This window comes from Saccharopolyspora sp. NPDC000995, assembly GCF_053599315.1.
Genome location: NZ_JBSFLZ010000292.1, coordinates 1 through 2,105, shown reverse-complemented (window position 1 = coordinate 2,105; position 2,105 = coordinate 1). Strand labels below are relative to the sequence as shown.

Below are 2,105 nucleotides of genomic sequence, written 5' to 3'. Positions count from 1 at the left end.
GGTGGTGACCTCCCGGGTGGTGCCGCGGGTGGAGACCTGGACGCGGGGGTTGGACCAGTTGCCCGAGAGCCCGCCGGAGGGGTCGAGTGTGCTGGTCTCGCCGGGCAGGAGCATGTCCCCGCGCAGCTTGCCGTATTTATCGTTGTTCGCTGCGGAATTGCCGGCGTCCAGCGTGGCCATCCCGGACAGCGCCGCGCTGCTCTTGCCGGTGTCGGAGTGGGTGAGCTCGTGCTCGGTTTTCTGTTCCTGGGTCAGCTCGCCGGTGGCGGTGAAGGAGGTGACGTAGTCGACCTCGGCGAAGCGCAGGCGCACCGCGAGGCCGTGCTCGTCGTCCCAGACCATGCCGGTCTCGACCATCGCGGGCATCAGCACCGGGTCCTCGAGCAGGTCGGGCATCATCGCGGTCAGGCCTTCTTCCCCACCCAGCTGCCACAGCAGTTGCGCGGGGAGGGTGGCCGGGCGGATCCAGCCGTTGCCGGCGGGCGCGCGCAGCGACAGTCGCGTGCTGTCCGGGTCGGCGTCATCGGCCGGTGGGGGTACGGGATGCGCCAGTACCGCGGCCAGCCAGGGGAACAGCCGCTCGCTTCCGGGCAGTGCCAGCGGGATCACGTCCACGCCCCGCAGATCCCGCGGCATCGGCCCCAGTTCCTGGTCGCCTCCCGCCGGCAGGAGCCGGCCGCCGATGCGCACCGGGCGCGGTAGCGGCGGCGTGGTCGTGGTCAGGCTCCCGGGGATGGTGTACCGGGCCGTGCCGTCGCTGGTGAACCACCGTTGCTGCGGGGTCCGGGTGTCCTCCTGCATCTCCGACCACATCTCGATGCCCCGCCTCGGCGCGGTCAGCAGCAGGTTGTTCAGCACCGCGTTCGGGGTCCACGTCCGGTACATCTCGACCTGGAACCAGGTCGGCCAGGTGTAGGAATAGGAGATCGCGTCGGTGCCCAGCACCCGCGACTTGAACGTATCGCTTTCGGTGTCACGTTGGGTACGCGACCATTCCCTGTCGTAGCCGGCCTCGGGGTGCGCGCCCGCCCGGCGCGTGGCGCCACCCAACTTACCGGCCACGAGCACACCCACATTGCTGCCGCCGCCCTGCGAGCGGGAGACGGCCTGCGCCCGTTTTTCGGTGTTCAGGAAAGCCGTGTCGGACTTGGTGTCCTTATCCGGTGTGGCCTGAGCGTCCGGGGCGTACCGGGCGCGGACGACGAACTCGATCGTCTCCGTGCCGCCCAGATACGGCCGGGCCGCCAGCAACGACATCCCGGACGTCGCTTCCTGACCGAACCGGGCGGCCACCGCGGTCGCCGACGCCAGTTTCTCCACCGACCCGGCGATCCCGGTCGGTACCTCCAGCCAGCGGCGTGTACCGAAACCGGGAGCATGCTCGGAAATCACGCTCTTGATCAGCGGGGCGACCTCGTGCGCGTTGGAGATCTCGGTGACGATGGTCGGGCCCAGCGCAGCACCGGAGAGGACGAACTCCGGCGGATACCGCACCTCGGTCACCGGTGCCGGTTTCGGCTCCACCCCGGCGGGCAGCTCAACGCGCCGGGTACGCGGTGGCTGCCCCTGCGCTGCCGGTTCCCGGACGGGATGGGTGTGCATTCGCTGCGCGACGGCGTCGGAGAGCAGGAACTCCACACCACCACCGACCGCGATCTTCTCCGTTGTCTCGGCAGCGTCGGACTCCCCGTAGCGGGTGATCTCGAACACGCCATGCGCCCGGTACAGGTGAGAGGCTCCGGTCGTCCTGCCGATCCGCCGGCGTACGGTGCCACGACCGAAGGCGCTTGCTTCCTCCTGACCGAACTTGCCCCGGCCGGTCAACGACGGGGCCACATAAGCCCGGCTCGACTCACCCCCGAACAGCATCCACGCCGAGCCCCGGAAACGCCCCTCAAAACCGCTGCCCCGCATCTGCTGAGCGTCCAGCTTCAGCCCGCCCTCGGTACCCACTTCCAGATTCAGCTTGCCCGCAGCGGTACCCACCGGGTGAGCATCAAACAGCCGCAACCGCACCCGGCCCCCAGCCACCGGCAGCCCACCCGGGGCCACCAACTGGTCGAAGTTCGTTTCCGGCGAATCCTCACCGGCCGTGGCCGCGTCCT

The 2,105-nt window shown here is 69.7% G+C and carries 1 pseudogene; it reads right to left on the bottom strand.

The annotated features are described in order from the left end of the window. Positions 1–2,105 (bottom strand): annotated as a pseudogene (locus ACWDKQ_RS35875) (hypothetical protein); the annotation flags it as partial.